Genomic DNA, 24,620 nt, shown 5'->3' with positions numbered 1-24,620 from the left:
TTTTCTCATATAATCGCTTTAATTCCTTCTAACACTAATCCAATCATAAATCCGCAAACCGCCCCGTTCACTCGGATCCACTGTAAATCTTTACCGACATTATTTTCAATCATTTCGATTAACGTTTTATCATCTAACTTATCAAGATTTTCTTGTACAAGCTTACCGATTTTCGAATGGTTCTTTTCCACAAGTGTGACAACTTGCTTTTGTAACCACTCCTCTATTTTTTGAACAGTTTGTTCATCTTCTTTTATTTTGTTCATTTGTTTTTGTAAAAATGGAATAACATATTTATCAGCAAATTCTTCATTATTTACAAAAGCAACTGCTCTTTGTTGTACTTGCTCTAGCATCTCTTTTATTTTGTCAGTAGCATTCCAATTCGCAATCCACTTTTCTTTCCAATTTTCTAATTCCTGTAATAAGGCTTCATTTTCTTTTACATTGATAATTTCTTGACGAATCTTCGCTAATATAAGTTGTCTTGTGCTATTATCAGCCTCTTGTAAGCTGTTAATATTACTAATGATAAACTTCTGCAAAATGCCGCCAATTTTATCTTCATCTACAATATTCATAAATGATTTCAAAGTAAACTGCAAGAATCCATCTACTTTTATATTTTCCATCGCCTTCATACCTAAGCTACCGAGCTGGTAACGAGCTTCATCTTGCGCTGTCCAATCTTTTACCTTCACTAATATGTAATCAAGTGTCTTTTCATCATATTCTTGCACAACTAATTGATCAACAAGCACTTGTAAAATGTTACTTGTATTAATTGTATGCAAATATGTTTTTAATTCTTTTTCAATAATAACAGCTAACTTTTCTGTATCTATTGTAACAATTGCTTTCTCTGCAATCGTTACAATCCCCTTTTTCACAGCATCAGACTGCATTTCTCTCTCAGCAATTTGCAGTACCATTTGTGCTAACTGCATCTCTTTTACTTTATTCGTAATACTTTCTTTCGTCAGCCATTCATTTTCTAACGTATGAATGAGTCCTTTCGTTACCCGTTTACGGTTTTTAGGTAACAAAGCTGTATGCGGAATTGGTATTCCCATCGGATGACGGAATAAAGCTGTAACCGCGAACCAATCCGCAAGTCCACCAACCAATCCAGCTTCAAATCCACCTTGTATAATCTCTCCAGCTACCGTTCCTTGAAAAGGGATAGAAGCCGCAAAACCGACACCCATAACCCCAAGCGAAATACCCGCTATATATTTAGTCTGTAATGACATCGTATACACATCCTCTTATTATGTAAAATAAAGCTTTTTTGTTGTATTTATTCAATATTAGTTATCCTTTATATATACTATAAAGAACTATTGTGAAAATAACAAAGATTTTTATGTACATGAAAAAATGAGGCTACAACTAGCCTCATTTTTCTTATACCGTTAATTCCAAACCTTTCCTATAATACTCATTCATTACATCTTTTGGAACCATACTTCCACCCGTTCCCCACACAATATGAGTACCTTTTTTCACCTTCTCTGTTAACTGTTGCTTTTGTAAATACTCATCTTCTTTACATACTTTCACTGGCCCTATCATACCTGCTAGTGCAGAAGGCTCTAAATCAATATTCTCAGTATCAGCTAGTTCTTTTAACAATCTATATAACTCTTCATCACTTACTGTGTAATTCCCACTCAAAAATGGTTCCATCGTTTTACCGACAAATCCAGATGGCCTTCCTACCGCAAGTCCATCCGCATCTGTTACATTATCAATTCCGATATCTTGAACGGAAATTTTGTCATGAAGGCCTGTCATTAAGCCGAGTAACATACAAGGAGAATGTGTTGGCTCTGCAAAGAAACAATGAACATTATCTTTATACAATAACTTTAAACCGAATGCTACTCCGCCAGGTCCTCCTCCTACTCCGCACGGAAGGTAAACAAATAAAGGATGATCTTCATCTACTACAACCTCTAACTCTTCTAATTGCTTTTGTAATCGTGATGCGGCTACTGCGTATCCTAAAAATAAATCATGTGAGTTTTCATCGTCTACAAAATAACAGCTAGGATCCGCATCCGCTTGTCTTCTTCCTTCTTCTACTGCTTTGCTATAATCATCTTCATATTCAATAACGTTTACACCTTTACTTCTTAATAAATCTTTCTTCCATTTTTTTGCGTCTGCTGACATATGAACAGTTACATTAAAACCTAGATTCGCACTCATAATCCCTATGCTAAGTCCTAAATTCCCTGTAGAACCTACTGCAATTGAATATTTCGAGAAAAACTCTCTACATGTATCACTATCTAAAACGGAATAATTATCTTCTTCTGTTACCATTCCGTGCTGCAATGCTAGTTGCTCAGCATGTTTCAACACTTCATAAATGCCGCCCCTAGCTTTAATTGATCCTGATATTGGAAGATGACTATCACATTTTAATAATAATTCTCCTAAAATAGGTTGCTCATATTTTCTCTCTAATGCTTCTTTCATAGAAGGTATTTTCACTAAAGGTGATTCGATTATGCCGTTCGCCCCTTTCGTTTCAGGAAAAACTTTCGCAATATATGGTGCAAAACGCTTTAATCTCTCTTCCGCATCTTTTACATTCTCTTCATTAAGTGGTGAATCTTTTATTGCTGTTTCATACATTTCTATGTTTGGATTTATCCAAAATACTTCTTCTGTTGCAATAAGCTTATTCACTAATGGATATTCTGCTTGTAATGCCCCTATTTCTTTCATTTTGTTTCCTCCTTATATCCTTGTAGCTCACCATACAATAAATTATAATTAATTTTAATATAGTTTAACACAAATAATCCCATTAAGTTAATTTTAATTTAATTTATTTAAATATAATTTAATAATTATTAAGGAGATTTTCATTATGGAAAATATAGATATTGGTAAAAAAATTGAAAAACAAAGAAAAGAAAAAGGTTTAACTAGTAAAGAACTAGCAAAGATGGCCGATATTACACCATCAATGTTAAGTCAAATTGAGCGCGGGTCCGCTAACCCTTCTATCCAAACATTAAAAGTGCTTGCTAAAGCTCTTGATGTGCCAACATTTAGCTTTTTACTTGAAGATACAAATACAGACGATTTAATTGTACGTTCCCATAAACGAAAGAAAATGATTATTGATAATTTATCATATGAAATGCTTTCACCTGATTTCACTGGAAATTTAGCAACAGCAATTATGACCGTCCCGCCTAATACAGCTTCATCAGAAAATGTGCTAGAACATAAAGGAGAAGAATTAGCATTTGTCTTAGATGGGAAAATCACATTATATTTAAATGAGGAAGAATACGTATTAGAAACTGGCGATAGTGTAAAAATACCTGCTTATTTAAAGCATAAATGGGTGAATCATTTTGAAAAAAACGCGATTGTCTTATTTTCTGTTACTCCGCCGATTTTTTAATATATCAATAAAAACAGGATGATTCTTATAAAATGAGGATTATCCTGTTTTTGTTAAATAAGAAAGTGAAATTTTTGTTAAAAACTTAACAGTTGGACCCAATCCGAACAATCCTCCTAATAACATATTTACAAGTGAAACTATCCCTCCCATTGATGCTAACGTATCATGAGTCAGATTCATCCCACCACTACCAGAGGCACTTGTAATATTCACATAAAAATAAGAAACACGTAAAAATTAATTGATTTTTCAGAATTTTGTTGAAAAATATGGTAAAATCACTCTTATACTTCTTCTATTTTGCTATTATAGAAATAATTAAATTAGGATACTTTTATCGGATGGGGGAATATATAATGAGTGTGTTATTAAAAGGGCATGAACAGATTGTCAACGAATTAAACATTTTATATCAAGTAATGGTAGCGGAGCAATTAATTGAAGCGAAACAATTAAAAGAAAAAATAGAGAAACAGATTAATAAAATTGAAGCTGATCAAAATCTATCGCTTTACTACTCCCTACTAAACTTTAAATATAAGGTCCTAACCGATTGGACAAACATTAAATATGATACTTTTAGTCAAATTGTTCGTTTAGACAATCCAATAACTGAAGACTTTATTACTTATTATTATCACTTTTTTAAAGCTGAACATGCTACCATTATTGGAAATTATGATGAAGCAAAAAAAGAATACGAAAAAGCTGAATCCCTTTTAAAACATGTACCAGGCGAACTAGAAGAAGCTGAATATAAATATAAATTCGCTATATTTAATCACCATACAAACAAACCACTTACAGCAATCAATTATGCAAATCAAGCTAAAGAGATTTTCTCAAAATATCCACGTTATGAAATTAAAATAGCTCTATGCGAAAACATTTTAGGCTCATGTTCTGTTTATTTAAAACAATTCGAACAAGCCGAAGAGAACTATAATTCAGCAATCAATATTTTACAAAAGCTGAAAGACGATACACTAATCTTAAAAGTTCGAAATAACTTAGGTTGGCTCTACTCTTCTCAAAATCTATCAACCCTTGCTATTAGACATCTTACAATAGTTACAAACAAATTACCTAAACACCTAAAAGCCAATTTTCTACAAGCCAAAGAACATTTTAGTTTAAATGAAAAAGAAATTGCAAACGATTGGGTTCAAAAAGGCTTAGAAATTTGTAATGAATTAAATAATCAAGAATATAAACACCATTTCACTATCTTAAAAACACAACACACTGGTATTCTAGACGAATTAGAAAACGCAATCATTGCAGGCACTACATATTTTAACAGTAAAGAATTATACGATTATGTACAAGAATATTACGAATTATTAGCAGTAGAATTTCATAAAGTGAATAAAATAGAGAAATCTCAAAAATATTTTTTCAATACTTACGAAGCAAAACAAAAATTATTAACTAAGGAGGCACTAAGATAATGAAAAAGATTAGTTTAGCTATTTTAACCTTTACATGCATACTTGCTTTTGGATTTAATAATTTTACTGAAAGTCAACAAGCAAAACAACTTCCAAAATGGGATACAGATAAACAAGAAACACATGCAGACCTATAGAAACCTAAAAACCCCTAATAAAGGGGTTTTTAAGTTTCTATAATATAATGATTTAGCATATGATGAAGAAATATGCTTATAAAAGATAGCCATATACTCTCTGTACATGGCTATCTTTTATTTTTTCGGCACCAACAAAATCCCTAAACTAATAATACAAAAGCTCATTATTTGCTCTGCTGATAGACCAAACAGAACCGAATTTTGTTCACTAACAAGCGAAATAATAATATGAGCAAACCCCTCAATAATTAGAAAAACACTTATATTCTTTCCATTTCCGAGCCTTTCATTTTTCATCCATAACAAGCCCATTATACAAAGAGCAAGGCTGATCTCATATACGAAAATAGGGTGATATAAAAGTTTAGATTCATATATTTTCATTCCCCATGGTAGTGTCGTTTGTGCACCTACTTCATGATGTAATAGAAAATAAAAGATAATACTCACACACAGACCAAAAGGCAATGCATCAAGTAAAATACGAAGCGAAAATTGCTCCTTTTTACTTTTCCAAACAATGTATACACTCGCAATCACGCATCCTACTACAATATGTTGCATACTTCCAACAGCTAATATTGCTTGCACTGGCGCCCCAAAGGCCCATACAGGATTTAAAATTGATGGTGCAAACTTCCATACAAATACGATGATAAGAAAAGCATTTGTTACGGCATCCATCATTTTTTCATATGATACATTTTGATGCCTCATCTTTCGTTTCATCAACACAAATCCAAATAGACTTCCAATTATAAGAGATATGGGTTGTAACCTCACGATCCACTCCATCGTCACGAAATCTCCTTTTAATTCTCAATCAATTTCTTAAATTTCTTTTCTAATTGATCTGGTGGTAATACACCTCGTACATGATCTACTATAATTCCATCTTTATTAACAAAAAATGTCGTCGGTAAAGAGAATACTTTATAATCTAGTCCAGCTACTCCGTCCATATCTAATAGAACAGGAAACTCAAACCCATAGCGATTAGCAAATGCGCTTGCTTCTTGTACTGGGTCACTAACAGTTGCATTCACCGCAAAAATTTCAACATCCTTTTTATATTTATCATACATATGAACTAAATCAGGTGCCTCCATTTCACACGGTCCACACCATGATGCCCAAAAATTAATAATATATGGTTTTCCCTTAGCATCATTTAACGACTGCAACTTTCCGTCTAATCCTTTTAATGTGATGCTAGGTGCTTTAAAACCGACTTGTGGTAATACTTCTTTCTCCTGTAACTCTGCTTGCTTTGCTTTTCTTTCCTTTTCTTCTTTCTTTGAATTATAAAAGTTAACCCCCGCCCAAACGAGAGCACCTACTAGTATAATAGCAATTAGTTTCTTCACTTTTCTTCCTCCTCATTTTTAAAAACCTGTAAATCCACCGAATAGACGAATAAAGAATGCTGTAATTTTCGTCATTTGATTTGTATACAATAAAATACCCGTTACAATCATCATTCCACCGCCAATTTTCATCATGACATTGGCATATGTAACAATCCATTTTACCTTCCCAATAAAGAATGCCATCACGAAAAATGGAACCGCAAAACCAAGAGTATACGCTGTAATATAAAGAAGTGCCCCTTCAGGATTCGTCGCGCCAAGCATGAGTACAGCTGAAAATATCGGTCCAACACATGGCGTCCAACCCGCTGCATATGTCATACCGACTAAAATCGAGCGAATAAATCCAGTCGATTTACTTTTATACTGCACCTTTTTCTCTGCCATAAGCCACTTAGGCTGAAACAACCCCGTCATAAATAGCCCCATTAAAACAATAAAAATCCCACCAATTTGTTGAATCAATTTTTGGTTAGATGAAAATGTTATTCCAATCCAACTTACCGATAAACCTAACGCGTAAAATATAACCGAAAATCCGATCATAAAAAATACTGTATGTATAATCGCTGATTTTTGCATAATCCCACGATTTTCTTTTAAATCTTGAATAGACACACCTGTAATATAAGATAAATAAGACGGATATAGCGGTAAAGAGCACGGTGATATAAATGACAATACTCCGGCCCCAGCCACAAGCCAAATTGTTAAATCTGCTGCATTCATTTTATTCCCCCTGAAACACTACAACGAGTAGTGTTTATTCTAAAAAAAAGAGGCTATATGCACTCTCCGACAATAAGTACAACCGACATACAGAATAAACCTACTGTTACATATACCGAATTCGTATGTAACGGAATAGTAAGCTTAACAACCTTTTCATTTAACACTTGCTCGATTCGTAAATTTATTGCTGTTTTTGCAAATAAAGCTGTAACGCATCGATTTTCCATTGTCTTTATTTTAATTAATTTTAATAACGCGCTACCTAACTCAAGTGAGGATTCCATTTTTTGCATCGCATATTTATCAGCAGCTAGTTCCTGATACGTATGATATCGCTGTAACAACCCTTTTAATATTGGTATGTACATCATTCCTTCTGCTAATAGCGTAAAACAAAATAATTTTAGCGGATCCCAATTCTTTTGATGATATTCTTCATGGAAAATAATTGCATCCATTTCTTCATCTGAAAATGTTTGAAGCATCCCTTCTGACATGACAACTTTCGGACGAAATAGCCCAATTGTAAATGCCGCAACTTCCGTAGTCGGCAATATATATATTTGTTTTCCTTTTCGGATGAAAGGGATAAGTACTTTTTGTAATTTTTTACTATAGAAAAATTGTCGCCAAATTCTTTTGCACACGATTAATACAGTAAGTAATAATAATCCAGCGATTATTATACGAATCAGCGATAATTCTTTCATATGTTTTTCTAACTGGAACAAGCAAAATTTTGAAAGAAGGAACATCTTATTTTGAAACAGAAATGGATATGTAACGTAATACAGTAACAAGCTGAAAAAGAGGGTACTAACAATTACTGCTAACAATACGATTTTACGCATTTGCCATTTCATTTCATTAATCCTCTTTTTTTAACTGACTCAATTTGTCTTCTAACTTTTTTATTAAAGTCGGATCAGCCTGCTCTAACTCATCTAACATATGATTTACAACTAAATCTCCAAATTCCCCCATCAATTCCTGTGTCATTTTCTTCGTTTGATTGGATAAGAATTCTTCTTTCGTTTGTACAGCACGATATATGCCACTTCTTTTCACAGTCTGTTTTTCTAAGTGTAATTTCTCTACTAACCTGTTCATAACTGTCATAACAGTGTTAAAATTCACAGGTGATTCTTCACTTAATTTCTGCTGCACTTCTTTAATCGTAATACCATCGCTAGACCAAACAATCTCCATAATTTTTGCTTCAAGCGGTCCAAAGAAATGATTTAACCCGTGCTCATTTAACTTATAGTTTTGAGTAAACATTGTACAACTCCTTTCACACTACGAATTGTAGTATAAATTAAATGAAAGGTCAAACGTAAATGATATATACGAAAATTAACTACCTATAAATACATAGGCTATTCCATTCATTTTAAACCTAATTTTTCTCCAAATGTATCAAAAAGGTACTGCTCTAATATTTGTACACTAAACTTCTCATTACGCCCAAGGGCAAATAATTCCCGATCTTTCGCTACGATAGTATCTAATGGAATAACTACATTATCCACTATTTTTACAATTTCGATTATATTACTTTTCACATTCACTTCTGTTTTAAATTCAACGTTTTCTAACACTATATGTGAACGTCTTCCTGATGCAAAAAAAGTAAAATTAGGATTTTTAACAACGCCAATTTCAGTCTCTAACGCATATAAATAGTGAAAAATTACATCTCTATGTCCATCTTTTATTATTTTTTCATCCTTCTCATCGTCTAAGTATTCTTTCAGCTTCGTTGTAAATTCAAATCGAAAATCCACTTTTTTCACGCTCCTTCTTTGTATTTCATATTAAATAAATATATTGAAATAATTTTACCATATTGTAATAAAACTTCCTATTAAAAGTAAAAACTGTTTTAGAAAATCGCTATTATTTCCGATACCCTTTTAAAATATAAGTATGAATTCAATATGAATGAATGCGTCATTATATCTATTTAAACATATTTTTTCCATATTTTGAAACATTAGTATGAAATATTATATATCAATGAATGGTTTCTAATGCATTGGTATATATAGTCAGTAGTTTCTTTACTATTCCGATATACTTAAGCTATATTTTCTAATTATTGATTACATTACGGAAGGAATGTAACTCTCTTCTATCGAATTTTTATATAACAAAAATGATTAGGTGGTGCTTTACTATGAAATTAGCTGTCATTGGTGGCGGTGATTTACAAGATTCAAATCACTTGCCTATTAATGAACGCCTTATAGAATTAACAAATAAACAGTACCCAAAAATATTGTTTATTCCAACGGCTAGTCATGATGATGAAAGCTATATAAAATTATTTTTAGACACGTTTGAAAAACAATTACATTGCGAAGTACAAATTTTACGTACTACAACAGATTCACCTTCTAAGTATGAAATAGACGAGATGATTCATTCAGCCGATTTAATTTATCTAGGTGGCGGGAACTATATTCACATGCTTACGCAATGGAAAGAACATAGACTCGATGAAAAATTATTATTGGCTCTGCAACAAGGAACACTTATTGCTGGTTATAGCGCTGGTGCTATGTGTTGGTTCACGTCTAATATCCGATCAGATTATGAAGGTTCTGGTTATATAGAAAGTAACGGATGGGGGATTGTTAATAAAAGATTTTGTCCACATTATAATCAATTAAACAGAATGAACGCCTTCCATTCCTTTTTACAAAATCATCAAGGGAATATAGAAGGAATTGCACTCGAGGATAATTGCGCTTTATATATTACAGAAGAATCCTTTGAGATTATCGGTGAACCGGAAAAAGCGTGGGAGTTTTATATGAGTGATAAAACACTCATTAGACAACATTTTGATATAACTTTAAAAAGCTATTTATAAACCTGAACTTACGAAAAAATGTCCCTAAGTCTAATAACTTAGGGACATTTTTCTATTTAACTAACTAATCGTGTAATTCGTTTCTTTTGCCATGAAAGCTTATAGTATGCATACTGTAATATTAAGCTGACAATAAATGCTGCTGGATACCCGATCCAAATGCCTTCTATTCCAAGACTTGTATGGTAAGAAAGATAATATGCTACTGGTACTTCTACAAGCCAAATTGAAACAACTCCAATAACAGTTGGCCAAAGTACTGTACCGCTCGCTCGCATTGTCGCACTAATAATTTGTGCATGACCGAAAATTAAATAACTCCATAACGTAATCATAACTAAGCTATGAGCAATTTCAATTGTAGTTTGACTCGTTAAAAATAGTGATAAGATGTCTCTTGAGAATAAGTAAATAAGAGATATTAACACACCACCGATGACGTAGTTCATAATAATTCCAGCCTTCACAACTTTCTGCAATCGATCAAATTGATTCGCACCAATCGATTGTGCCGCAAAAATGGAAACTGTAATACCAAGGCTAACTGCTGGCATTTGTACATAACTTGCAACTTGATTCACAACGCCGTAAGCAGCTGTTGCATCCGAACCGTAACGATTTACAAATGCGATTACGGCAATCTCAGATAATGATACTAATATCATATTTATACTTGCTGGTATACCGAGCCTTAGCAATAGCTTTAATAACTCCCCATCCATTCGAAGGTATTTTCTAACCGTGCCATCTAGTTGTAATGGGTGATTTTTCTTCTTTAAATACACAAGCATGACAATAAACGTAATAACTGTAGATATAACAGATGCATAGGCCGCTCCATACACATCTAATTTCGGAGCTCCTAACCATCCAAAAATAAGAACTGGTAATAAAATCATATTTAGCGCTGTACTTACAATTAAAAAGTAAAATGGCGTTTTAGAATCTCCTGTACCTCTCATAAATGTTGTATATGCGAAATATAAAAATAATACTGGCATCGATATAAATAAAATCCGTGCATAATGTACACTTATTTCAATAATATTTTCTGGCGTTCCCATTAGACGCATAATATCCATCGCAAAAATACTGCCTATTATCGCCAACACAACTCCAATAATAAAGGTAAACGTCAACGTCGTACCAACGATAGCTTTTAAACGATCTTCGTTTTTAGCACCAAACGCCTGACCAATTAAAATAGAGCTTCCTGAACCGATACCAATTACAAATGAAACGAGCAAGAAAAATAATGGGAAGAATGCTGATATAGCCGCTAAATCATTAACTCCAAGCCATCTTCCTACTACTACCATACCAAATAATTGTCCAACTGATTGTAGTACATTACTTAATAATAACGGTACTAAAAACATCGACATCGATTTCCAAATCGGTTTACTCTCACTTTCCAACTTATGTGACTCCGCACCTTCTTTATTGTTATCTGCAGGTGGTTTCAAATTTCATTTCTCCTTTTATTAAACATCTATTTTCAATCTCTATCTCTTTGTATAGTTGTTATGATACTGTGCTTCTATTCATTTTCTTTTCGTATAATTATAACTTCACCCAATATTGACTTCCATCGGCTGTTCGATCTAAAAATCCATATTCGATTAAATATCTTCTTATTGTTACAAAATCAGGGTATACATTTTCTATCACTGTATTTACTTCTTTTTCAGTATACTTTTTATTACTATCAAACTTCTTCACTAAATGGCGCAATATAATTAATTTACGCTTTTGTTTCTTCGGAAATTTAGAGAGAGGTCCATCTAATCCTTCTGTAAAATGAGCTTTTAATACTTCATCATTTTCTTCTTCCGTAATATTGTATCGATCATCCACCATCGTTGCTGTTCTATGAATTGGCACAAATTTCGTTTGTACTTTTGATTTTTCTTCTGATAATTCCATTAGCGCTAAAAATACTTTTGCTTGCTTCATTTTCTCTCGCAGTGTAAATCGATGATTACGAATTGTTGATGTACTTCCGCCATCCATTTCTTTTACAATTTCTTTATCATTCAGTCCCATATGGAAAAACTGAACCATTTTCTTTTGTAAATCCGTTAAACCAGTAAATTTCTTATCCATATTTAACAAATAATCAAACATAGACGTATGCTCATTTTGAATATGCAATTGGACGAACTTCTCTGCTTCATACAAAATTTGGTTATCTTGATAAATAACACCTTTAATAAATGTTTCACCACAAGCTAAGCAAATGTACTCCTCTTTTTCTTCATCAAACACATACCCTTTCTTTAATTCCTCTATTGACGCATCCCAAAACTTCTCTGAAATATCACTCATACTAAACACTCCTTTAAAATGTTTATTTAAAACCAAACAAATCAGCATAACGTTTATTATCACTTCACCATCTTATCACAACGCAAACAAACATTTCAATGTTTCGTTTACCCATTTTATAAACTTTTATAAAAACATCTAACAAAAGGGTTTAATACAACGAAAAGCGAATATGTTTATACAAATTCATTTTATAGGATGTGAAATAGAACATAAATATTCTTCAAGACCCTTAGTTTACCGTTAAACAAATTGCACAGAATACATATGCGATTAGTGAATATGGAACTGGTATTCACTCATTCCAAAACTTCAGTATTCAATTTTAACTACAAAAAAGATGTTTTCGTATAAGAAAACACCCTTTACTTTTTATATATTCTATTTACAGTCTCTACTAAAACCTTACTTGCTTGTACAAATGTATGCTTTCGATTTCTATCTTCAACAAATTTATTAGCACAACTACTCATAATCATCATACAACTAATTATGACTAACGCTATCTTTCTATTCTTGTAAGTCACTTCATGCCACTCCACTATTACAAAACTTCTTTTGAATTTATCCCATCAAGAAATTTTACATGAATAATAAAACGTGCGAATATGCAATTCTGCATATTCACACGTTTTATCACAATGTTATGATTTAATTTAGTTAAAGAACAAGTATACCGAGGTGACTAACTTGAAGTTTAAAGCGAAAAAAAATCCATTCCACGTCATTTTCATTACATTATTTATAATTATTTTTTTCGTTTCGTTATTCTTCCAAAATGAAAATTCTATTTTTTTCACTCTCATGATGCTATTAAATATCGTGAATCTTTCTTCATTCTATTTCTCTCACTACAACGTAACGGAATCATCTCTTGTTGTAAAACACGGTTTCATACTTCGTACTGAAATCCCATTTAAAGACATTCGCCATATTAAGTACTCTGGCAAAAAACTTCGTTCAAAAAAATGGACTAGGCAACAATTAGAAATTAATTATAATTTATTTGACTCAGTGACCACTTTCGTACCACAAGAAGAAGAAAAATTCATTTCACTCTTAAAAGAGAACTGCCCACAGATGAAAGTAATGAATACGCCTGCTAACAAATAATATATTTTGAAGCTTGCATTATTGCAAGTAGATGAAACTTAAAAATGAACATCAAAAAAGCCAAGATTCTATACTAAGAATCTTGGCTTTTTCTATTACTCTTTTGGAGCAATCATTTTCTTTGGATCTACAATTTCATCAAATTGCTCTTCTGTTAGTAGTCCAGATTGCAACGCTGCTTCTTTTAAAGTTAATCCTTCTTTATGAGCATGCTTCGCAATTTTCGCTGCATTTTCATATCCGATATGTGGGTTTAGCGCTGTTACAAGCATTAGTGAACGATTCACATTTTCATTAATTACTTCTTCATCTGCTTCAATACCAACTGCACAATTGTCATTAAACGAAACAATTGCATCCGCTAATAAGTGAGCTGATTGTAAGAAGTTATAAGCAATAACAGGTTTAAATACATTTAACTCAAAGTTACCTTGGCTCGCAGCAAATCCGATTGTTGCATCATTCCCCATCACTTGCGCTACAACCATCGTTAATGCTTCACTTTGCGTTGGATTTACTTTACCAGGCATAATAGAGCTCCCTGGTTCATTTGCTGGAATAATAATTTCTCCAAGACCACTACGTGGACCACTTGCAAGCCAACGTACATCGTTAGCAATCTTCATTAGATCCGCAGCTAATGCTTTTAATGCACCGTGAGTATATACAACTTCATCATGGCTCGTTAATGCATGGAACTTATTTGGTGCAGAAACAAATTGTTTACCTGTAAATTGACTAATTTCCTCTGATACCATCTCACCAAATTTAGGATGAGCATTAATACCTGTTCCAACCGCAGTTCCACCAATTGCTAACTCTTTCATATATGTATTGCTCTCTGCAATCATACGCTCTGTTTTTTCAAGCATACGGTGCCATCCGCTAATTTCTTGCCCTAAAGTTAACGGCGTTGCATCTTGTAAATGTGTACGACCAATTTTTATAATATGTTCAAATGCAGTTACTTTTTCTGCTAAAGTTTCTTTTAATTTCGTAATTGCTGGTAATACGTGATTTTCTACTGCGATTACACAAGCTACATGAAGCGCCGTTGGAAATGTATCATTTGAACTTTGTGACATGTTCACATCATCATTCGGATGAATATGTACGTCAGATCCCTTCTCTTTCAAAATTTGATTCCCACGATTTGCAATTACTTCATTCACATTCATGTTTGACTGTGTACCACTACCTGTTTGCCATACGACAAGCGGAAAATGTTCATTCCATTTCCCTGCAATCACTTCATCCGCAGCTTCTACAATTGCTTCTGCTTTTTCTTCTGATAGCTTTCCTAATTTTTGATTGCTAAGCGCTGCACTCTTCTTTAAAATTGCAAATGCTTTTACAATTTCAAGCGGCATTTGCTCTGTTCCAATTGGAAAGTTTTCTTTACTACGTTGTGTTTGTGCTGCCCATAATTTATCAGCTGGAACTTTTATTTCTCCTAATGTATCTCTTTCAATTCTGTACTCCATGTTTTCATCCCCTTGAAAATATAATACCTACATCTCTTATAATAACAGACTTTCTCTTAAATGATAAGAATTCTCACTCTTATATATAGATATTCTATATTTATTTTAAAAAATTCCTCTTGACCTAAACTTAAGTTTAGGCTGTATCCTTTCCATTGTAACCTACTATAACACTACTGGAGGAATTCAATATGAAAAAATATGCTTTTATAACAGGTGCGAATAAAGGAATTGGATATGAACTTGTTCGTCAATTAGCAGAAAAAGATTATCACGTATTTTTAGGTGCTCGTAATGAACAACTTGGACAACAAGCCGTAGAATCTTTAAATGTTTCAAACGTTTCCTATATTCAAGTAGATATTTCAAATTCACAATCCATTCAAGAAGCAACAAAGAAAATTTACGAAACGACTGACCACTTACATTTATTAATTAATAACGCAGGCATAGCGCTAGACTTCAATACGCTACCTAGTGAATTAAATATTGAAACTTTACGCCAAGGATTTGAAGTTAACTTTTTTGGAACTTTCCAAATGATGCAAGCCTTTTTACCATTATTAAAGAAATCAAGCAACAGTAAAATCATAAATGTAACAACTGACATGGCCTCACTAACAATGTTTGCTAATGGTGAAACACATCCAATTAATACACTAGGATATAATTCTTCCAAAACAGCTATTAATGCTTTAACATTAGCTTTTAGTAAAGAATTTGCCACTAACGGTCCAGAAGTATTTGGAGTAACTCCTGGTTTTACAACTACGGATCTTAATGGAAATTCCCCCGGTGGCCATACAACCACTGAAAGTGCTAAAATTATTATTAAATATGCACTAAGTGAAACAAACTATAATGGTAAAATATTTAACAAAGATGGCATTATACCTTGGTAATAAAAGGATGAATGATATGTATTATACAATTGGGCAAGTCGCCAAAATGCAACATTTAACTATTTCTCAAATACGTTATTACGATAAACAAGGACTGTTTCCTTTTCTGCAAAGAAACGAAAAAGGAGATCGAGTTTTTGATGAAGAAGCACTGAAATATTTAGAGATGATTTTGTGTTTAAAAAACACTGGTATGCCAATTCAAAAAATAAAACAATTTATCGACTGGTCTATGGAAGGAGAATCTACCATCCTTCAAAGGTTAGAATTAATGAAACAACAGGAGACCAATGTCTTACAGCTCATTCAAGACACTGAAAAAAACTTAAAAAAGATACAACAAAAAATTGCTAAATATGAGAATGAAATAACTTCAGAAAATGCTATAAAAAAATAAAAAAATCACCTTCTACATATTGTAGAAGGTGATTTTTATTTTATGATGCTTGCTTTCCTTTATCTGCATCATCTACATACCAGATGAATTTGCCTGTATATCCGTAAATAACTGCTAAAATTAACGATACGAAGCTTAACCACATAAACGGAACGTATGAGAACGTTGCTACACCCAAAATACCAGCCATAAAAATACCATTATCAGACCATGGAACCATACCTGAAGTTAACGTTCCACCTACTTCTGAGTTACGCGCTAATACACGACGGTCTATTTTTAATTTATCATAGCTATCTTCCATAATTTTTGGTGTTAAAATTAGTGATACATACATCGCACAACCAAATATATTAGCTAAGAATGCCACGATTAATGTAGACAATGTTACATTACCTGCAGAATTTAATTTCTTCTCAAATTTTGATACGATTACTTTTAAAACACCTAATTTTTCAAGTAATCCACCAAATCCTAAACCGAAAATAATAACGGCTACTGAGCCAAGCATGCCGTTAATTCCACCACGGTTTAATAACTTGTCAACAAACTCAACACCAGATTGAATTGAGAATCCGTTATAAGCTGTTCCAATCGCCTCTCCAAAGTTCATCCCTTGGAAAAGAGTTGCCCAAATTGCACCAATTAAAGCTCCCATTGCAATTGTTGGCATAGACGGTTTCTTCATCGCTAATAGAACGATAACAATGACCGCCGGAACAAGCATCCATATTTTAATATCAAATTGCTTTAATAAAGCTTCTTTTAAAAATTCTACTCGATTCAAATCTACATTATCGCCGCCATACATCCAACCAGCTACAGTAAACATAATACTAGTAATAATATAAGCCGGAACATCTAATACGAGCATAGCTCGAACGTGAGCAATAACATCTACTTTCGCCATAGAAGCTGCAAGAACTGTGCTATCAGAAAGTGGTGATAATTTGTCGCCGAAATAAGCTCCTGAAAGAACTGCACCAGCAACAAGCGGAAGTGGTAAACCAAGTCCTTCACCAATCGCCATCATAGCAATACCTGCTGTTCCCACTGTTCCCCAAGACGTTCCTGTTGCGATAGAAGTTATAGAACAAATAATTAATGTTGCTAATAGGAATATGCTAGGGTGAATAAATTCTAATCCATAATAGATTAATGTTGGTACTACCCCACCAGCAATCCATGTTCCAATTAAAGCACCTACTGCAACTAAAATCAGTATTGCTTCTAATCCGTTAGAAATCCCTTTCGTAATTGCATCTTGCAATTCTTGATAACGAAATCCTAATCTTAATCCAAGCGCAATTACTAAAAACCATGAAATAAATAGCGCTAATTGAATTGGGAGATCAAAAATCGTTTGGAAGGAAAAGACAACAGCAAGAAATAGTAATAAAAGAACTATGATTTCTAGCATCGATGGTAATCTTACACTTTTCATTTTTTTCTCTCCTTACAAGTCGATAACATGACGTATGTCGTCTTACATGTATGTAATATACAATTAGCGAAGACAAAACAAAATTTTCATATTATTTCGATTTATTTTTCCAGTATAATATATTCACAACCCTTTCTATTGTAAAAGTAGATTACGTTTTTCGCAATGAAAAATATAAAAAATGTTGTATTTTTATTTATCCCGATATTTTCAGCCAATAAGACCTCCGCCTTAAAATTCAGTAAGTGCAAAGCACTTAGGTAAGAAATTAACTACTGTAAAATTCCGAATTGATATGAACGTATTAAAGCTTCACTTTATTTACAAAGAAAAATCCCATACTAACTTTTTTAATATTTGCTGCAACAAAACTTTTTACAACTATCTTCACTTTTTAATTCACACCATAATTTCCCACACAAAAATAGGGCACACATCATTAAAATGATGCATGCCCTACCTTTATTTATACATATTTTGTATTTCTTCTTTATTTTTAAGTATTTCCTCAAACTTATCACTACAACCCTTCGGAAATAACACTCCCAGTCCATATGAATGCGCAAATTGAAAATGAGGGTACTTCGCTTTTACCTCATCCCAAAACTTATATACGCCGAAATCACTACTTCTAACTTCAATATCATGAAATAATACAATACCGTTTTTCGCGACTTTCGGTAGCCATGTATTATAATCGTGAGAAACAGCTTCATACGTATGATAGCCATCAATATGCAAAAGATTTATCGTTTCATCTTGAAACCGGTCTACAGCATCATCAAAAGTAGATCGAATTAAATTTCCTATATTAAGGTAGTTATCACTCACTACTTTTTCTACTATTTGAAAAACTCCTTCTCCATATGGACCTGTATGCCCATCTCCAGCCCAAGTATCTACTGCAAAGCATTTAGTCGATAACCCTCCATCTTTTACTCCCTGACAAAAACTGAAGAAAGAAGCACCTAGATGTGTACCTAACTCAACTAAAGTTTCTGGTTTTTCAAATCGCACTAAGTCATATGCAAAATCTAAATGTCCACTCCACGCAGATTGTGACCGAATAATAGGACTAAATGTTTCAAATTCAAATGATGGTTTATGAGTAACCCAGTTCATCGCATAACTCCTTCTGCACATATTTTTAACAAACCAAATTACTCTTATCTTTATTTTTTTATCGCCATGATTATGATTCTATTTCATGAAAATATGAAGAATTTATTCTTTTCTATTGAGGTAAAGCATCATATACATATGGTTCATTTGGCTTATTAATTTTCTTGATTTTGTTTACTTTTACAAGTGGAAAGACTGTTCCTTTATATGTCGTTTCACCTAATAATCCTGTTATTTCCACCCATGTTTCTTCTGGAATTTTTTCAACATTTTGCCCGGTAACAATCATCCCCCAGACTGATGCATCCGCAATACAACAAGTTATGCCATATCGAGCCACTACTGTTTTATTACCCGTCACATCTTTATCCTTATATATAAACCCTAAGAATGTAATTTCTTTCCCTTTAAACCAATTAACATTTTGACCAATTACATTCATTGTTTGAACATAGTCCTTATCCTTTACTTGTAGTTTACGCTGTCCTAACATACTTTTTACTACTTGCTCTTCCGTTTTATAAGTCGTTGATAAATTTGATGTTTCTTCTGGATCAACGGATACTTCTCGCCCATCAAAATTAACCTGTTCCCCCTCTTTTTCATTCCTTTCCAGACTTCTCGACTGTACACTTTGATTCATACCCCTTTTTCCTGCTAAACTTCCATCAATTGTTACACTTCCAAAGAGAAAAGCACTAACTATCGGAACGACAAATAAAACATATACAAAGAAACTTTTTATCCCTGATTTTGATGTTGTATGATGTTTACAACAATTACAATCATGCTGTTTCTCTCTTCCATCTCCCCAAACTTGTACAGTACCAAAAATTAAAATTACTACAAAAGCTATATACGTAAATTTGATCATTTTTGGAGCGATAAAATTATAAATATTACCTGTTACAAGTAGTTTAAATAAGAGCATTGCTAAACCAATTAAAATAATGCCACGAATATAGCGATGATATGCCTTCTGCTCCTCTTTCTCCATTCTTTCTCACCTCCTATAACATTATGATTTGCAGGATGGTATACACAGATACAATCACAATTCCCATCAAAAAGAATACAAATCTCTTTTGAAAATATGCAAATAGCATTAACGTATTTTTCATATCAAGCATAGGCCCAAACACAAGAAATGCGAGAAGTGCCTTTACCGAGAAAACATGTCCAAAAGATGCCGCTATAAAAGCATCTGCTGCAGAGCAAATTGATAGAACATAACCAAATCCCATCATAATAAAGGGGGCAATTACTTCGTTATGTGCTATTGCATCCAGTACATTCCGATCAAAAAACGTTTGAAATACACTTGCTAAAAAAGCACCAATCAATAAATATTTACCAGTATCAAAAAACTCATCTACAATATGATTCATAACATCTTTCCAACTCTTTTTTTTGCTTGTTTGAACTGAAACCTCTACATCTTTTAAAACATTTCTTTCGCGATAGCAGTAATACACAATTAGCCCTATAAATAGAGCAACTAAAATTGTTATCCCAAAGCGTGCATATACAACGTAATCATTTTTGGGAAACGCATATACAGTAGATAAAAGAACAACTGGATTCATAATGGGTGCACTCAATAAAATAACAATGCCTACATGAAGTGGTAGCCCCTTTTGAATGAGCCTTCTTACAATTGGTATAATGACACATTCACACATTGGAAAAAGAACTCCCACAAATACTGCTGGAATCATTGCAACAATTGGAGATTTCGGCATGACTTTTTGAATCATATCTTCCGTCACAAACACTTGAATACATGAAGAAACAATTACCCCTAATAAAATAAAGGGTATTGCTTCAAAAATGATACTTAAAAATAATGTATTCACATTCAACCATTCCTGTGGCATATTTTTGTGCAAATTTGCTAGACTTGTAAAATCTACAAAAAATAATAAAAAGAGAAACATAGCGATAAGAGCTATGCCTACTAATTCTTTTGAAACTCTATTAAAGACCAAGCTTCTCGCCTCCATTTTATTTATATGTAAACATGTGCTTGTCCAAATGCTCCATACTACAGCACAAATTTTATAGTCTATTTCTATTCTTAAATCGTAATCATTATGATTTATTCTTGCTTTTTCTTTTCCCATCGTTTAACATAAAACGTAATCATTACGATTTAAAGGAGAGATCATTTCATGAAAAAAGTACCTATCACTGTATTAAGTGGTTTTTTAGGATCTGGAAAAACTACCTTACTACATCACATTTTGACTAATAAGAATAACTTAAAAGTAGCTGTCATCGTTAATGACATGAGCGAAGTAAACATTGATGCATCTCTTATAAAAAAGGGTGGTTTTTCACGTACGGAGGAAAAACTAGTAGAAATTCAAAATGGCTGTATTTGTTGTACACTACGAGAAGATTTAATGATAGAAGTGAATCGTCTTGTTGAAAATGGTGATATTGACTATATTATTATTGAATCTTCTGGTATAAGTGAGCCTATTCCAGTTGCTCAAACATTTACTTATACAGACGAAGTTCTTAACATTGATTTAACGAAAAATTGTCGCCTCGATACGATGGTTACAGTTGTAGATGCAAATAGGTTTTGGGATGATTTTGCAGACGGAGAAAGTTTATTAGACCGAAAACAAGCAATCGATGAGAATGATACCCGGGAAGTTATTGATTTATTAATAGATCAAATTGAGTTTGCAAACGTAATTATTCTTAATAAAATAGATTTGCTAGAAAAAGAAGATGTGATAGAGCTTCATCATTTACTAAAAAAATTAAATCCTAATGCAAAAATTCTTGAAGCTTCGTTTAGCAAAGTACCATTACAAGAAATTTTAAACACAAATCTATTTAATTATGAAGAAGCTAGTCAATCGGCCGGCTGGATACAAGAATTAAATAGTGAACATCATACACCGGAAACGGAAGAATACAGTATCAATTCCTTTGTTTACCGTCGCAAATATCCTTTCCATCCCGAGCGCCTTATGAATTGGCTAGAAAAATGGCCTTTAGATGTTGTAAGAGCGAAAGGATTCTTCTGGCTCGCATCTCGTAATAATATGATAGGGCTTCTATCTCAAGCAGGTTCCTCTATTACAATTCAAGGAGCCGGTGAATGGATAGCCGCATTACCTGAAACTGAAAGAAATCAAATGATTGCAGAAGAACCAGAAGTATTAAAAAACTGGGACGAGCAATATGGAGATCGAATAACTGAGCTCGTATTTATCGGTATTGATATGAATCGTTCTGTGATTGAACAATCATTAGATGATTGTCTATTAACAGAAAAGGAAATGGGACAAAAGTGGAATACATTTATTGATCCTATTCCGGCTTTTACTTATACTTCATAATAATTAATAAAAGGCTTCAGTAGAATGAAGCCTTTTTATTTTATAGCACTCTTATTTAATAGGTTTGCTTTAATTATAAATACAACTGTACCTAAAACAATTAATATAGCATATATGATACCAACTACATCCCCTATTTTTTCTAAGCTAAGCGGTAATATTATAGTAGCAACTCCGACTATATAAGAAAATGCTCCTGAAAGCTTCGCTAATTTATTTTTATCTCCAACAAACGTTTCTTCTTGATATCCTGCTAACAAAAACAACCTCTTTTTCACATGTATTTGATACCCTAAAAAAATGATAAGTAACCCTACAAATAAACAAACTAAAAATCCAGCTAACATATACTCCCCCTCCTCTACAATATTTTACTATACACAAAAAACAAATTAGAAATTTCAGTTTATTAATGAGTCATTCTGTGATATATTGCATATTGTATTCAATTTGTATTTTTAGAAAGGAGAATTTTAGATCATATGGATTCAAATCGATTAAAAGGAATTATAATGGTCATAATCGGTGCTTGTTTATGGGGCTTGTCTGGTACAGCTGCACAACAACTTTTTCAATATGACAATGTTTCAACCGAATGGTTAGTTACGATCCGTTTACTTATATCTGGAATTATTTTGCTCATTATTTCCTCATTCGGAACGAGAAAAAAAGAGATATTTGGCATTTGGAAACAAAAATCTGATGCTATTAAAATGATTTTGTTTGGTCTATTCGGTATGCTTGCTGTACAGTATACGTATTTCGCTTCAATTAAAGAAGGAAATGCTGCCGTGGCAACATTATTACAATATTTAGCTCCTATATTCATCACTGTATACTTACTTTTCAAATGGAACGTTCGTCCATCAAAAATTGATTTCATTTCAATTATCCTTTCATTAGTAGGCACTTTTCTCTTACTAACAAACGGGTCTGTTCATAACTTGGCTGTTTCTACACCAGCTATTATTTGGGGTGTTTTATCTGGATTATCTCTCGCTTTTTATAGTTTATATTCAAAGGAATTGTTAGAAAAATGGTCTTCCTCCGTTATCGTTGGATGGGGCATGATTATTGGGGGTATTGGTGTAACGATTGTACACTTTATTTCTACAAACGAATTCATTTTATTATCAACTATGAAATATGTAAAACTAAGTACCCTACCGCTCATCACATTTGTCGTCATTTTCGGGACACTTATTGCCTTTTATTTATACTTAGACAGCATACGATACCTGACTCCGAAAGAAACAACATTATTTGGTTGCACAGAACCACTCGCAGCTATTATTTCTTCTGTACTTATATTACACGTGCCATTTCAATCTTTTCAGTTATTAGGCGCTTTTTGTGTCATTGTAATGGTGCTCATCTTAAGCCAAAAGCCGGATGAAGGGAAACAAAAATTAAAGCTTGTTCATGCAAAAAAGGAAAATATACAATGAAAGGATTGAATTCACTATGCCTGTCCCTCAAAATTATAAAAAACCAGGAAGAATTTCAGCAAAATCACTCGTTTTAAATCAACTACAAAATTGGATTATTGAAGGTGTACTGAAGCCCAATGAAAAAATTAATGATGGGGAATTGGCTGAGGCACTAGGAGTAAGCAGAACACCTGTAAGGGAAGCACTTCAAATATTAGAGCTTTCTGGATTAGTGGAAATGGTACCAGGGCAAAAAACGAAAATTGCTCCTATTAAGTTAGACGACGTATCTATCATTTATGAAACGATGGCTGGTCTTCACTCTATTATAGGAAAGCAAGCTCTTCAAAACATTACAGACGCTGATATTCAACTACTTTCTGAAATAAATGATCATTTTCAGCACTCTATAGAGAAAAAAAACGCAAAACAAGCTTTAGAATTAGATATACAATTCCACAATACAATTTCTTCTATTGCTAAAAATCAATATATTGAACCCTTTCTAGAAAATATGCAACTTCACGTTTTACGTCTTGAATATTTGTTTTTCCAAAACTTTGTTCCAGCAAGTCAATCTATTGAAGAACATCACTCTATCATTCAAGCATTACAGAAGCAGGACGAAAAACAAATGGAACAAATAATGACCCAAAACTGGATCCGTCCCATGAAAGAAATACAAAAAATAATTTCTACGAAATAAAAAGAGAGCTGGTTACACAAAATCGTAACCAGCTCTCCTTTTACTAATCTATATAGCTACGCCTGAATATTCGCATAATCTTCCATATCTTCGTACTCTTTTTCCAATTCCTCTAAAGACAGCTCGTATAATTGTCGGTCGCGAATCTTAAACACACCTGCTCCAATTAACTCATCAATTAAATGCCTCTTACGATTTTCAACAGCAAAACGGAGTTGACTACTCATCTTTTAAAAAACTCCTTTCTACGATCATTGAAAATGATAATCTTTATCAATTACCACTTTTGATTATAAAAGATGACTCTTTATAAGTAAAGTAATTTCATGAA

General features: G+C 32.9%; 29 protein-coding genes. 10 read left to right on the top strand and 19 right to left on the bottom strand.

Annotation, left to right across the window (positions count from 1 at the left end; genetic code table 11):
• Window positions 1-5: 5 nt before the first annotated feature.
• Window positions 6-1,253, bottom strand: a complete 1,248-nt coding sequence (locus AC1Q8M_RS04985) for a DUF445 domain-containing protein (RefSeq protein ID WP_000058308.1) — start codon at window positions 1,251-1,253, stop codon at window positions 6-8.
• 154 nt (window positions 1,254-1,407) lie between these two features.
• On the bottom strand, window positions 1,408-2,739 hold the full coding sequence (dsdA, locus tag AC1Q8M_RS04980) for a D-serine ammonia-lyase (RefSeq protein WP_061660326.1): 1,332 nt from the start codon (window positions 2,737-2,739) through the stop codon (window positions 1,408-1,410).
• A gap of 145 nt (window positions 2,740-2,884) precedes the next feature.
• Between dsdA and AC1Q8M_RS04975 the strand changes: the two genes are divergently transcribed.
• A complete protein-coding gene (locus tag AC1Q8M_RS04975) occupies window positions 2,885-3,430 on the top strand; it encodes a helix-turn-helix domain-containing protein (RefSeq protein WP_000427637.1) in 546 nt (181 codons plus the stop codon).
• Between the two features lie 39 nt (window positions 3,431-3,469).
• On the opposite strand, the gene AC1Q8M_RS04970 is transcribed toward AC1Q8M_RS04975, so the two are convergent.
• Entirely contained in the window at window positions 3,470-3,646 is a 177-nt protein-coding gene (locus AC1Q8M_RS04970; RefSeq protein WP_061660324.1) for a hypothetical protein, read from the bottom strand.
• A gap of 143 nt (window positions 3,647-3,789) precedes the next feature.
• Between AC1Q8M_RS04970 and AC1Q8M_RS04965 the strand changes: the two genes are divergently transcribed.
• Window positions 3,790-4,884 (top strand): response regulator aspartate phosphatase, encoded by a 1,095-nt coding sequence (locus tag AC1Q8M_RS04965; protein WP_098855586.1) that lies wholly within the window; start codon window positions 3,790-3,792, stop codon window positions 4,882-4,884.
• Window positions 4,884-5,021 carry a hypothetical protein gene (locus tag AC1Q8M_RS04960; protein ID WP_000724012.1) on the top strand — a complete coding sequence of 46 codons (138 nt, stop codon included), beginning with the start codon at window positions 4,884-4,886 and terminating at the stop codon, window positions 5,019-5,021. The genes AC1Q8M_RS04965 and AC1Q8M_RS04960 overlap by 1 nt, the downstream gene beginning before the upstream one ends.
• Window positions 5,022-5,138: 117 nt before the next feature.
• Here the strand turns inward: AC1Q8M_RS04960 and AC1Q8M_RS04955 are convergent, their stop codons facing one another.
• From AC1Q8M_RS04955 to AC1Q8M_RS04930, 6 genes are all read right to left on the bottom strand, one after another.
• The gene (locus tag AC1Q8M_RS04955; protein WP_069355371.1) at window positions 5,139-5,819 is read right to left on the bottom strand and encodes a prolipoprotein diacylglyceryl transferase family protein; all 681 of its coding nucleotides are present in this window, start codon (window positions 5,817-5,819) and stop codon (window positions 5,139-5,141) included.
• 17 nt (window positions 5,820-5,836) lie between these two features.
• Window positions 5,837-6,391 (bottom strand): TlpA family protein disulfide reductase, encoded by a 555-nt coding sequence (locus AC1Q8M_RS04950; protein ID WP_000733187.1) that lies wholly within the window; start codon window positions 6,389-6,391, stop codon window positions 5,837-5,839.
• An 18-nt stretch (window positions 6,392-6,409) separates the two neighbouring features.
• Window positions 6,410-7,123: a cytochrome c-type biogenesis protein CcdA gene (ccdA, locus tag AC1Q8M_RS04945; protein WP_071714467.1), complete on the bottom strand. Its 714-nt coding sequence runs from the start codon at window positions 7,121-7,123 to the stop codon at window positions 6,410-6,412.
• 53 nt (window positions 7,124-7,176) lie between these two features.
• Window positions 7,177-7,989, bottom strand: coding sequence for a M56 family metallopeptidase (locus AC1Q8M_RS04940; RefSeq protein WP_065228601.1), 813 nt, complete (start codon window positions 7,987-7,989; stop codon window positions 7,177-7,179).
• A gap of 4 nt (window positions 7,990-7,993) precedes the next feature.
• The gene (locus AC1Q8M_RS04935) at window positions 7,994-8,407 is read right to left on the bottom strand and encodes a BlaI/MecI/CopY family transcriptional regulator (protein ID WP_000495052.1); all 414 of its coding nucleotides are present in this window, start codon (window positions 8,405-8,407) and stop codon (window positions 7,994-7,996) included.
• A gap of 107 nt (window positions 8,408-8,514) precedes the next feature.
• Entirely contained in the window at window positions 8,515-8,913 is a 399-nt protein-coding gene (locus tag AC1Q8M_RS04930; RefSeq protein ID WP_000347529.1) for a DUF3942 family protein, read from the bottom strand.
• A gap of 392 nt (window positions 8,914-9,305) precedes the next feature.
• Here AC1Q8M_RS04930 and AC1Q8M_RS04925 point away from each other — a divergent pair, with 392 nt between their 5' ends.
• Window positions 9,306-10,004, top strand: coding sequence for a peptidase E (locus AC1Q8M_RS04925; RefSeq protein ID WP_098360923.1), 699 nt, complete (start codon window positions 9,306-9,308; stop codon window positions 10,002-10,004).
• A gap of 56 nt (window positions 10,005-10,060) precedes the next feature.
• Here the strand turns inward: AC1Q8M_RS04925 and AC1Q8M_RS04920 are convergent, their stop codons facing one another.
• The 3 genes from AC1Q8M_RS04920 to AC1Q8M_RS04910 form a co-directional block, all read right to left on the bottom strand.
• Window positions 10,061-11,470: an MATE family efflux transporter gene (locus tag AC1Q8M_RS04920; protein ID WP_000804127.1), complete on the bottom strand. Its 1,410-nt coding sequence runs from the start codon at window positions 11,468-11,470 to the stop codon at window positions 10,061-10,063.
• 97 nt (window positions 11,471-11,567) lie between these two features.
• The gene (locus AC1Q8M_RS04915) at window positions 11,568-12,332 is read right to left on the bottom strand and encodes a DUF2087 domain-containing protein (protein ID WP_098360922.1); all 765 of its coding nucleotides are present in this window, start codon (window positions 12,330-12,332) and stop codon (window positions 11,568-11,570) included.
• A 365-nt stretch (window positions 12,333-12,697) separates the two neighbouring features.
• Window positions 12,698-12,859, bottom strand: coding sequence for a hypothetical protein (locus tag AC1Q8M_RS04910; RefSeq protein WP_000221432.1), 162 nt, complete (start codon window positions 12,857-12,859; stop codon window positions 12,698-12,700).
• Window positions 12,860-13,022: 163 nt separating this feature from the next.
• On the opposite strand from AC1Q8M_RS04910, the gene AC1Q8M_RS04905 reads away from it, so the two are divergent.
• Entirely contained in the window at window positions 13,023-13,445 is a 423-nt protein-coding gene (locus AC1Q8M_RS04905; RefSeq protein ID WP_000669072.1) for a PH domain-containing protein, read from the top strand.
• A 95-nt stretch (window positions 13,446-13,540) separates the two neighbouring features.
• On the opposite strand, the gene fumC is transcribed toward AC1Q8M_RS04905, so the two are convergent.
• Entirely contained in the window at window positions 13,541-14,929 is a 1,389-nt protein-coding gene (fumC, locus tag AC1Q8M_RS04900) for a class II fumarate hydratase (protein ID WP_000456608.1), read from the bottom strand.
• 191 nt (window positions 14,930-15,120) lie between these two features.
• Between fumC and AC1Q8M_RS04895 the strand changes: the two genes are divergently transcribed.
• Window positions 15,121-15,831 carry an SDR family NAD(P)-dependent oxidoreductase gene (locus tag AC1Q8M_RS04895; protein ID WP_000759552.1) on the top strand — a complete coding sequence of 237 codons (711 nt, stop codon included), beginning with the start codon at window positions 15,121-15,123 and terminating at the stop codon, window positions 15,829-15,831.
• A 16-nt stretch (window positions 15,832-15,847) separates the two neighbouring features.
• Window positions 15,848-16,228 carry a MerR family transcriptional regulator gene (locus AC1Q8M_RS04890; RefSeq protein ID WP_002153132.1) on the top strand — a complete coding sequence of 127 codons (381 nt, stop codon included), beginning with the start codon at window positions 15,848-15,850 and terminating at the stop codon, window positions 16,226-16,228.
• Between the two features lie 40 nt (window positions 16,229-16,268).
• Here AC1Q8M_RS04890 and nhaC read toward each other — a convergent pair whose 3' ends face one another.
• From nhaC to AC1Q8M_RS04870, 4 genes are all read right to left on the bottom strand, one after another.
• A complete protein-coding gene (gene nhaC, locus AC1Q8M_RS04885; protein ID WP_000843992.1) occupies window positions 16,269-17,672 on the bottom strand; it encodes a Na+/H+ antiporter NhaC in 1,404 nt (467 codons plus the stop codon).
• Window positions 17,673-18,134: 462 nt separating this feature from the next.
• A complete protein-coding gene (locus AC1Q8M_RS04880) occupies window positions 18,135-18,794 on the bottom strand; it encodes a class I SAM-dependent methyltransferase (protein ID WP_001104673.1) in 660 nt (219 codons plus the stop codon).
• 112 nt (window positions 18,795-18,906) lie between these two features.
• A complete protein-coding gene (locus AC1Q8M_RS04875; RefSeq protein WP_086392043.1) occupies window positions 18,907-19,791 on the bottom strand; it encodes a TIGR03943 family putative permease subunit in 885 nt (294 codons plus the stop codon).
• A 13-nt stretch (window positions 19,792-19,804) separates the two neighbouring features.
• Complete coding sequence (locus AC1Q8M_RS04870; RefSeq protein ID WP_176542718.1) at window positions 19,805-20,797, bottom strand: permease; 993 nt, start codon at window positions 20,795-20,797, stop codon at window positions 19,805-19,807.
• 168 nt (window positions 20,798-20,965) lie between these two features.
• Between AC1Q8M_RS04870 and AC1Q8M_RS04865 the strand changes: the two genes are divergently transcribed.
• Window positions 20,966-22,153 carry a GTP-binding protein gene (locus AC1Q8M_RS04865; RefSeq protein ID WP_000757667.1) on the top strand — a complete coding sequence of 396 codons (1,188 nt, stop codon included), beginning with the start codon at window positions 20,966-20,968 and terminating at the stop codon, window positions 22,151-22,153.
• 35 nt (window positions 22,154-22,188) lie between these two features.
• Here the strand turns inward: AC1Q8M_RS04865 and AC1Q8M_RS04860 are convergent, their stop codons facing one another.
• On the bottom strand, window positions 22,189-22,500 hold the full coding sequence (locus AC1Q8M_RS04860) for a DUF3784 domain-containing protein (protein WP_000879377.1): 312 nt from the start codon (window positions 22,498-22,500) through the stop codon (window positions 22,189-22,191).
• Window positions 22,501-22,635: 135 nt separating this feature from the next.
• Here AC1Q8M_RS04860 and AC1Q8M_RS04855 point away from each other — a divergent pair, with 135 nt between their 5' ends.
• Window positions 22,636-23,601 (top strand): DMT family transporter, encoded by a 966-nt coding sequence (locus AC1Q8M_RS04855; protein ID WP_098360917.1) that lies wholly within the window; start codon window positions 22,636-22,638, stop codon window positions 23,599-23,601.
• Between the two features lie 16 nt (window positions 23,602-23,617).
• Window positions 23,618-24,289, top strand: a complete 672-nt coding sequence (locus AC1Q8M_RS04850) for a GntR family transcriptional regulator (protein WP_098360940.1) — start codon at window positions 23,618-23,620, stop codon at window positions 24,287-24,289.
• 56 nt (window positions 24,290-24,345) lie between these two features.
• On the opposite strand, the gene fbpA is transcribed toward AC1Q8M_RS04850, so the two are convergent.
• Window positions 24,346-24,516, bottom strand: a complete 171-nt coding sequence (gene fbpA, locus AC1Q8M_RS04845; RefSeq protein WP_000098302.1) for a Fur-regulated basic protein FbpA — start codon at window positions 24,514-24,516, stop codon at window positions 24,346-24,348.
• Between the last annotated feature and the right edge of the window lie 104 nt (window positions 24,517-24,620).

The sequence above is a fragment of the Bacillus sp. GW823-FHT06A10 genome (genome assembly GCF_058795375.1).
This window is presented reverse-complemented; position numbering and strand designations above follow the sequence as displayed.

Excerpts from the sequence above, each read along its gene's own strand:
- AC1Q8M_RS04985 (WP_000058308.1), bottom strand. The coding sequence starts at position 1,253 with ATGTCATTACAGACTAAATATATAGCGGGTATTTCGCTTGGGGTTATG.
- dsdA (WP_061660326.1), bottom strand. The coding sequence starts at position 2,739 with ATGAAAGAAATAGGGGCATTACAAGCAGAATATCCATTAGTGAATAAG.
- AC1Q8M_RS04975 (WP_000427637.1), top strand. The coding sequence starts at position 2,885 with ATGGAAAATATAGATATTGGTAAAAAAATTGAAAAACAAAGAAAAGAA.
- AC1Q8M_RS04965 (WP_098855586.1), top strand. The coding sequence starts at position 3,790 with ATGAGTGTGTTATTAAAAGGGCATGAACAGATTGTCAACGAATTAAAC.
- AC1Q8M_RS04960 (WP_000724012.1), top strand. The coding sequence starts at position 4,884 with ATGAAAAAGATTAGTTTAGCTATTTTAACCTTTACATGCATACTTGCT.
- AC1Q8M_RS04955 (WP_069355371.1), bottom strand. The coding sequence starts at position 5,819 with ATGGAGTGGATCGTGAGGTTACAACCCATATCTCTTATAATTGGAAGT.
- ccdA (WP_071714467.1), bottom strand. The coding sequence starts at position 7,123 with ATGAATGCAGCAGATTTAACAATTTGGCTTGTGGCTGGGGCCGGAGTA.
- AC1Q8M_RS04940 (WP_065228601.1), bottom strand. The coding sequence starts at position 7,989 with ATGAAATGGCAAATGCGTAAAATCGTATTGTTAGCAGTAATTGTTAGT.
- AC1Q8M_RS04935 (WP_000495052.1), bottom strand. The coding sequence starts at position 8,407 with ATGTTTACTCAAAACTATAAGTTAAATGAGCACGGGTTAAATCATTTC.
- AC1Q8M_RS04925 (WP_098360923.1), top strand. The coding sequence starts at position 9,306 with ATGAAATTAGCTGTCATTGGTGGCGGTGATTTACAAGATTCAAATCAC.
- AC1Q8M_RS04915 (WP_098360922.1), bottom strand. The coding sequence starts at position 12,332 with ATGAGTGATATTTCAGAGAAGTTTTGGGATGCGTCAATAGAGGAATTA.
- fumC (WP_000456608.1), bottom strand. The coding sequence starts at position 14,929 with ATGGAGTACAGAATTGAAAGAGATACATTAGGAGAAATAAAAGTTCCA.
- AC1Q8M_RS04895 (WP_000759552.1), top strand. The coding sequence starts at position 15,121 with ATGAAAAAATATGCTTTTATAACAGGTGCGAATAAAGGAATTGGATAT.
- AC1Q8M_RS04890 (WP_002153132.1), top strand. The coding sequence starts at position 15,848 with ATGTATTATACAATTGGGCAAGTCGCCAAAATGCAACATTTAACTATT.
- nhaC (WP_000843992.1), bottom strand. The coding sequence starts at position 17,672 with ATGAAAAGTGTAAGATTACCATCGATGCTAGAAATCATAGTTCTTTTA.
- AC1Q8M_RS04880 (WP_001104673.1), bottom strand. The coding sequence starts at position 18,794 with ATGAACTGGGTTACTCATAAACCATCATTTGAATTTGAAACATTTAGT.
- AC1Q8M_RS04875 (WP_086392043.1), bottom strand. The coding sequence starts at position 19,791 with ATGGAGAAAGAGGAGCAGAAGGCATATCATCGCTATATTCGTGGCATT.
- AC1Q8M_RS04870 (WP_176542718.1), bottom strand. The coding sequence starts at position 20,797 with ATGGAGGCGAGAAGCTTGGTCTTTAATAGAGTTTCAAAAGAATTAGTA.
- AC1Q8M_RS04865 (WP_000757667.1), top strand. The coding sequence starts at position 20,966 with ATGAAAAAAGTACCTATCACTGTATTAAGTGGTTTTTTAGGATCTGGA.
- AC1Q8M_RS04860 (WP_000879377.1), bottom strand. The coding sequence starts at position 22,500 with ATGTTAGCTGGATTTTTAGTTTGTTTATTTGTAGGGTTACTTATCATT.
- AC1Q8M_RS04855 (WP_098360917.1), top strand. The coding sequence starts at position 22,636 with ATGGATTCAAATCGATTAAAAGGAATTATAATGGTCATAATCGGTGCT.
- AC1Q8M_RS04850 (WP_098360940.1), top strand. The coding sequence starts at position 23,618 with ATGCCTGTCCCTCAAAATTATAAAAAACCAGGAAGAATTTCAGCAAAA.
- fbpA (WP_000098302.1), bottom strand. The coding sequence starts at position 24,516 with ATGAGTAGTCAACTCCGTTTTGCTGTTGAAAATCGTAAGAGGCATTTA.